Genomic DNA, 6878 nt, shown 5'->3' on the forward strand with positions numbered 1-6878 from the left:
CGAATTATTTGAGAATGGATACTGTGCCCGAGTAAAAACTGGTCCCAATAATTTTCCAAACAAACGCAGATATTTAGTAGATTAAATACCTCTAATTCTTATCAACTGCAAGAAAAGATGGGGTGTGTAAGATAAAACCATTCTCACCATTTCCCGTTTTCTCAACACCCTGGTCAGATAAACATGAAGAAAAATCAGGAGACAGCCGAATTATTATACCACATTGCCGAGCTGCTCGAGCTGAAAGGAGAAAATACCTTCAAGATCAGAGCGTACAACAAAGCAGCCCGCGCTGTGGAAAGCCTGAGCACTGACATCCAGGAGATCTATGCAGCAGAAGAACTGGAATCAATAACTGGTGTGGGTTCGGCCATTGCAGAGAAGATCGGGGAATATCTGAAGAACGGACGACTGGGATACTATGATGACCTCTTCAAAGAGATTCCCGCCGGATTGAGTGAGATGTTGAAGATACCCGGCCTGGGACCCAAGACTGTCCAGCTTGTGTATCAGAAGCTGAGCATAACAGATCTCAATACCCTTGAACAGGCCGCACGGTCCCATAGGCTACGCAGGCTGCCGGGTTTTGGTCAGACCAAAGAGAAGAACATCATAAAAGCCATTGAGCGGTACCGCCAGCGAAGCGGCAGGATACCCTTTGGAAAGGCATACGGGCTGGTGGATGAGATATTCCAGTTCATGGATCATTATGTTAAGACCGGCACCATAGTCCCGGCTGGGAGTCTGCGGCGGGGCAGGGATACGGTCGGCGATATCGATCTCCTGGCTATCCATGACAATCCGGTTCAGCTTATCAACGCCTTTGTGGGTATGCCCATAGTGGGACAGGTACTGGGGAAAGGGAAGACCAAGGTCACCATTGTCACAAAGGATGCAGTGCAGGTGGATCTGAGGATTCTGGAAGCAAGGTCATACGGCACATCACTGCAGTATTTTACCGGTTCCAAGGAACATAATGTGAAACTGCGAAGCATTGCCCTTAAACAGGGTCTCAGTCTCAGTGAATACGCACTGGAAGATGTGGGAAATGGGGAAAAGATCTATTGCGATAATGAAAACGAGGTCTATCAACACCTGGGTCTCCCGTACATCCCGCCCGAGCTGAGAGAGGATGCGGGAGAGATCGAAGCTGCCCTGGCGGGATCGCTGCCCCGGCTTATCACACTGCAGGATATCAAGGGAGATCTGCATGTCCATTCGGACTGGAGTGACGGCGTTGGTTCCATCGAGACCCTGGCCGATGCTGCACAACAACGGGGATATCGTTACCTGGGTATCACTGACCATTCACGGTCCCTGGGTATTGCCAGGGGGCTGGCAGAGGATAAACTGCGGGAGCAGATCCAGGAGATCAGCGCATTGAACGACGAACTTGAAAATTTCAACATATTGTCCGGTACTGAAGTGGATATCAAGGCAGATGGGTCCATCGATCTGCCAGATAGCGTGCTGGAAATGTGTGATGTTGTGGTAGCAGCCGTACATTCGGCACACCAGCAGGATGAACGCACCATGACCGGGCGCATCATAAAAGGCATGGAGAATCCCAACGTGGACATACTGGCCCATCCATCAGGCCGGTTGATCGGGGAACGGGAACCTTACGCTGTGAACATGACCGCCGTGCTGGAAGCGGCTGAACGGATCGGGACCGCACTGGAGATCAATGCCCATCCCAGCAGACTGGACCTGGCAGATGTGTACGTGCGAAAGGCCAAAGAGCTGGGGGTCAGGGTTGCCATTGGTACGGACGCACATTCCAGTAGCGGGCTGAACATGATGCGTTTCGGGGTAATGGTAGCACGGCGGGGCTGGCTTGAGAAAGAAGATGTGATAAATACACGGGAAGCAGATTCATTACCATTCAAACCATGACGGGCAGGAAAGAAGATATTAAGCAGCTGATTGAGACGTGGGGCTGCTCTGGTAAAATATCGAAGTTCAGGAAAGAAACGCAGATCATGAATTGTCGTCCCATATACTAACAGAAAACATAAAAATCATCACATTCTTTCATGAGGTTCACCTACATCCTTTGCAGTCTTGATATCCCGCGGCTTACCTTGAGTCTTAACTTATCAGGAACTGATTCCATCAGTTCGGGTTTGAGGTATACGGCCTGTACCAATGGATGAACCGCTCTCTCATAACTACCCTTATGGCAATAGACCATTCCCATACCGTAATTTGCTTCGACACATTCGGGATCTACCTCGATGGCTGCTTCAAACTCTGTGATCGCATCCTCATATCTGCCTGAATCTTTATACACATTCCCCATATTAATATGGGCCACAGCATAATTCGGATCAAGCTTTAAGGAAGACTGGAATTCTGTGATTGCCGCTTCATTGTTCTTTTGTTCAAGATAGATATTTCCCAGGCTGTTGTGGGCAGGAGCGTAATTGGGATTAAGCCGAATTGCTTGATCAATTTCCTTTATTGCTTCATCAATTCTGCCCTGGCTGGCAAAGATATTACCCAGGTTGTAATGGGCCTGTACATTATCCGGATTTGACTGTATAGTCTCCTGCAGTGCCTGAATTGCTTCATCATTTTTACACATATGATAATAGGTGACAGCAGTATTATTGATCACGTCGATATACCCCGGATCAAGCTGCCGGGCAGCTGTCAGTTCCTGGAGCGCCTCCTGATACCTGCCCACCTTATCATAGGTGATGCCCAGATTATTATGGATGTTATGGCTTAATCCCACATTAGAGGTAACATGGTAAACAGGATAATACTGGATTAAGAACTGTAAGGTCTCCTTATCAAGTTCCGGTTTTTTTTTGAGATAATAGTAATTCCCCTTCTGCTCATATGTCTGCCGGACATCAATCTCCAGTATGGAATCCAGGCTGAAGTCCACGAATAATGCTGGAGTGGAACTGCCAATAATCAGAAACACATGGGGGCCTGCACTGGCAGCCTTAATATCTGGCAGCAGGCCGCTTACAAGTATGTATCCCAGCTGGGTGATAGCGGCACAGGAGGCAAGCCGATGAGATTGCAAAGGCCCTTCAACTCCCTGCAGATCTGCTCATTGTGCGAAAAATACAGCTGCCTGACAATCCTGAAGCAGGTTTCGGAGCTGTGGGACCAGATGGAGAAATGATACTCAATGAACTCTGGGTAGCACAACTCCACCTGGCTGAATATGAGATCATTGCACAGAAAAAAAAGACGATTGATAGTATAAAAAAGAGGGACCAGATATTCAGAAAAGGAAGACCATATCCGGATTTGAAAGGCAAGACAGTTATCCTGGTGGACGATGGACTTGCCTCAGGTTATACAATGCTTGCAGCTATCGGTTTTACACAAACGTTAGAGCCTTCAAAGATCATAGCTGCTGTACCTACAGCATCTAATAAAACTGTGGATTTCGTACTACCTCATGTGGATGAACTGGTATGTCTGAACGTGAGAAGGGGATATTATTTTGCTGTAGCCGATGCGTATGAAAACTGGTATGATCTCGGGGATGATGAAGTGCTGTCAATTATAAAAAGAGAGCCCTTTATTTACTGAATTGCTCCTTTATCCTTGTTAGACGTTTTTAGCTGCTTAATTTCCTGTTAATTATTATTGAACAATTCCTGCAGAAATCCGTACTTTTGATATCAGTATCCTCAAGACTGTTCGAGAAATGCATTACACATCGTTTATCGGGGCAGTGATGTAGTCCAAAGGTATGTCCAAGCTCATGGATTGATTCTTTTAATACTCGCTCTTTGAACATATGTTCATTCCGTTTCTCACCATAGAACTCTGGTCTTAATCTGGTAATCGATATGATCGCAGAGCCTTTATCTGCCAATCCGAATACGAAATTCAAGCTTTCAACATACAAATCAACATCTATCACTCCAAGAAGACTAACTGAAGAATTGTTCTTTGCTATCTCTCCCAACAGGACTTCGGCATCATACTGTCCACGATCCTTATTATAAGAGGATTCCGGGATTTCAGAGAGGGGAGATATCCTGTAAGGATATCCAATGACCTCTTTCAATCCTTCTCCAAGTGAGGTCAACAATTCCTCTCTTATTTCCGCCACCGGTTGAATAATAATAAATTTCATCTCTCCTGCACTCCTGTTATATATTTTCTTTTAAAACCTTAAATCCATTTGTCATTCATTTGTCTATACTTTCATCATTTGCTGCCAATAAATTTCCAATGCATCATAACAGTACGAAAAAAGATCTATGTAGACTGGAAGGAATCTCGAATACGATCAATGATGAAAGGTTCCAGGTTCCAAATGGCTTCCAAGATCAGCGATATTTCGGGGCTTATAACCTTCACTTCCGTTGTAGCCTGGTATCCTATCCCCCCAGCTTCACATCAGCCTGTTACCAGACTGGGTGTGGGGTTCAGTTCTGAGGTGGTGGCTAGCCTTTCCTCAGGCTGGATTTTCACCAGCTGGCGAATATGAGCTTTGCTCGGCACGCCTGCGTTCATCTGTGGTTAATAATAAACTTATTTCAGTCTCCATCCTTTTTCGGTTCCCCTGCCGCCCCTTCGTCTTCACTCTTCCCGGGTGCCCGTCCTGATTTGCATCGCCTGCCCTTGTGGTGTGGGGGGTGGCAGGCGCTTTTCGATTGAATCGGCGGTTTTGGGGATGTTAAATTAGATGGTATGCCGGTAAGTGCCGGAGCCACCCGAAATATAATTTTAATGTTATTTGAACCAGTGGCAAACTCGATAAAATAGCTTAAAAATTCAATTCAAATCCAATTAATTCGTTAATCTCTAATAAATTCATTCTGATGGCTTAGATTGATAACCTTCTAAAAGCACTCGGAGCCCTAATCAAGTCAAATCTCCCAACTTTATAGGCAGTTAACGCTGTAAGTAAAGAAGTAATATTGGAAATAGAAACAAAGCCTCTTGCCCAATTTATTCCTCGAGTTGGCATTTCAGAGCGATGATATCCTATTACTTCATAGGAATTTCTACGTTCAATAATCGTCCTGAGGTCGTATAATTTGCCAAGCAATGGATGGAATTCCCTCGGAATATATTCTCCTCGGAAACAGTTTCAGTCATCCGTTTTTATTATATCACCAACACTATTTCTTCGTGCTGCTATAACAGGAATTATTTTGTAATCCTTCACAACTTTATTTGATCCATGACTGTCAGGTCCTGCATCACCAATTAGAAAAATCGGCTTCGAGTCAGTTGATTTCATACTCTCATGGATTGTATCTTGAAATATTGTATTATCATTTTTATTGGCACTTACTGCATCCCAATATACGGGCAATCCCCATGATCGATCAACGAGACAAGTATCAGTATAACCAGTTCCTGTAAGTACACTATATTTTCCAGTCTTTTTCACGTAATGCCCAGCATCGGGATCAGAAAGCTTCCCTGTTTCTTTACGCTTGACACCATTGCTATTGCATTCAAAGAATCTTCGATCCCAGATCCATATTTTATCGCCAATAAGATTCAGGGCTCTGCATTCTTGTTTTAATTGATCTGCATATTCATTCAAACATGAACTGATTATATTCAGATTCCTAAGATAGGAACGCACATTAAGTTGATATTGGCTTAGTATTCCCAATTCTTTTCTCAACGATTTGTTTTGGTTGAACTCCATAATCCAGGAATTAAAATGCGTATAACCAAGCTTACATCTTGTTACTTCTAACTTGAAAATATTATTGAAGTTGAGGAAATCAAAATTTTGCTGAGGCTTATAACCATGATTCATCTGCATATTGATGAAGAATTCATCAAGTGAGGGATTTAATGCAAACAGGTTATTTAAATATCCATGAAATGTAGAATATTTTTGGAAAGCTAATATCTGACTTTCAGGTAATGCTCCTTCCACATATTTTTCATTATTTACCTGCACAGGTTTTGTTTTATAAGGTATTCTGATTTTTCTTTTTAGGTATAATGAGGTGCCATTAATAAAATCAGTAAGCTTAGTTTGAAAAATGTGGATGGCATGGCTATTATGTTTGTTCTTCTTTTTTATTTGGTGGCAATCTGTGAACACAATTTCTTGATATCCACATAATATTTTTTGACATTTTCTGATATGTCTTATCTTTCTTGAAAAATCAGAGAGCTTTGACTGAAATATTGAAAGAATTCGTATTTTTTTCGTAATCTGTTTTTCTTTAGGCATTCTATGAAAAATTTCTTTGTATTTTTTTCGACCATCTACACTCTTGAGACTTACTACAGTCAGAATGCTGACACCTAAAAAATCATCAAATTGTTTAATGAAGAATTTATATCCCTTGCTTACTATCTTAATTATGATTATGCCCCCATTAGAGGTATTTCTGATTTTGCAACTTTAATATTGCTCTAAAATGGCATAATCATTTCTATTTTAATTTAATTTAAATTTAGATCTTATTTATTAAATTAATTAGTCAAATATGTCATTAGAATGTATTAAATTAAAAAATAAATGATTTAATTTAGTTTGCCACGGGCTCATAATTGAAATCTTGCACCGCAAAGAACGCTAAGGACGCAAAGCCAAGGCGACATCCTTTGCGCTCTTTGCGACCTTTGCGGTGAGCCAAATAATGAAACACAGCCCCCATTTTTTCTTCCGCTATCATGCTGCCCCTTCTCGCTTCACTTTACTTGGGTGCCCGTCCTGATCTGCTTCGCCCGGTCTTGTGGTGGTGGGGGGCAGGCCCTTTTCGATTGAATCGGCGGTTTGGGGAATGTGAAATTAGATGTTATGACGGTAAGTGCCGGAGCCACCTGATATATATTTTAAAGGTTATTTAAATGTGTTAAATTAGAACACGGATGATACGGATTAGAGCCGAATAAGAAAGAGCGATTACTCGCTCTCC

At 42.7% G+C, this 6878-nt stretch carries 6 protein-coding genes and 1 pseudogene; 3 read left to right on the forward strand and 4 right to left on the reverse strand.

Annotation, left to right across the window (positions count from 1 at the left end; translation table 11 throughout):
- Nucleotides 1-183 precede the first annotated feature (183 nt).
- Nucleotides 184-1896 carry a DNA polymerase/3'-5' exonuclease PolX gene (gene polX / locus IBX40_09740; protein ID MBE0524597.1) on the forward strand — a complete coding sequence of 571 codons (1713 nt, stop codon included), beginning with the start codon at nt 184-186 and terminating at the stop codon, nt 1894-1896.
- Between the two features lie 151 nt (nt 1897-2047).
- Here the strand turns inward: polX and IBX40_09745 are convergent, their stop codons facing one another.
- Complete coding sequence (locus tag IBX40_09745; protein ID MBE0524598.1) at nt 2048-3040, reverse strand: tetratricopeptide repeat protein; 993 nt, start codon at nt 3038-3040, stop codon at nt 2048-2050.
- Between IBX40_09745 and IBX40_09750 the strand changes: the two genes are divergently transcribed.
- The gene (locus IBX40_09750) at nt 3034-3558 is read left to right on the forward strand and encodes a phosphoribosyltransferase (GenBank protein MBE0524599.1); all 525 of its coding nucleotides are present in this window, start codon (nt 3034-3036) and stop codon (nt 3556-3558) included. The genes IBX40_09745 and IBX40_09750 overlap by 7 nt on opposite strands.
- Nucleotides 3559-3586: 28 nt before the next feature.
- Here IBX40_09750 and IBX40_09755 read toward each other — a convergent pair whose 3' ends face one another.
- Complete coding sequence (locus IBX40_09755) at nt 3587-4111, reverse strand: archaemetzincin family Zn-dependent metalloprotease (protein MBE0524600.1); 525 nt, start codon at nt 4109-4111, stop codon at nt 3587-3589.
- Nucleotides 4112-4189: 78 nt separating this feature from the next.
- Here IBX40_09755 and IBX40_09760 point away from each other — a divergent pair, with 78 nt between their 5' ends.
- Nucleotides 4190-4468, forward strand: a complete 279-nt coding sequence (locus tag IBX40_09760; protein MBE0524601.1) for a hypothetical protein — start codon at nt 4190-4192, stop codon at nt 4466-4468.
- Nucleotides 4469-4517: 49 nt separating this feature from the next.
- Here IBX40_09760 and IBX40_09765 read toward each other — a convergent pair whose 3' ends face one another.
- Nucleotides 4518-4694, reverse strand: coding sequence for a hypothetical protein (locus IBX40_09765; GenBank protein MBE0524602.1), 177 nt, complete (start codon nt 4692-4694; stop codon nt 4518-4520).
- 113 nt (nt 4695-4807) lie between these two features.
- A pseudogene (locus tag IBX40_09770) lies at nt 4808-6322 on the reverse strand (hypothetical protein).
- Nucleotides 6323-6878 lie beyond the last annotated feature (556 nt).

It is taken from the genome of Methanosarcinales archaeon (assembly GCA_014859725.1).
GTDB lineage: Archaea > Halobacteriota > Methanosarcinia > Methanosarcinales > Methanocomedenaceae > Kmv04.

Coding starts and splice junctions, on each gene's coding strand:
- IBX40_09755 (MBE0524600.1), bottom strand. CDS start 4,111: ATGAAATTTATTATTATTCAACCGGTGGCGGAAATAAGAGAGGAATTG.
- polX (MBE0524597.1), top strand. CDS start 184: ATGAAGAAAAATCAGGAGACAGCCGAATTATTATACCACATTGCCGAG.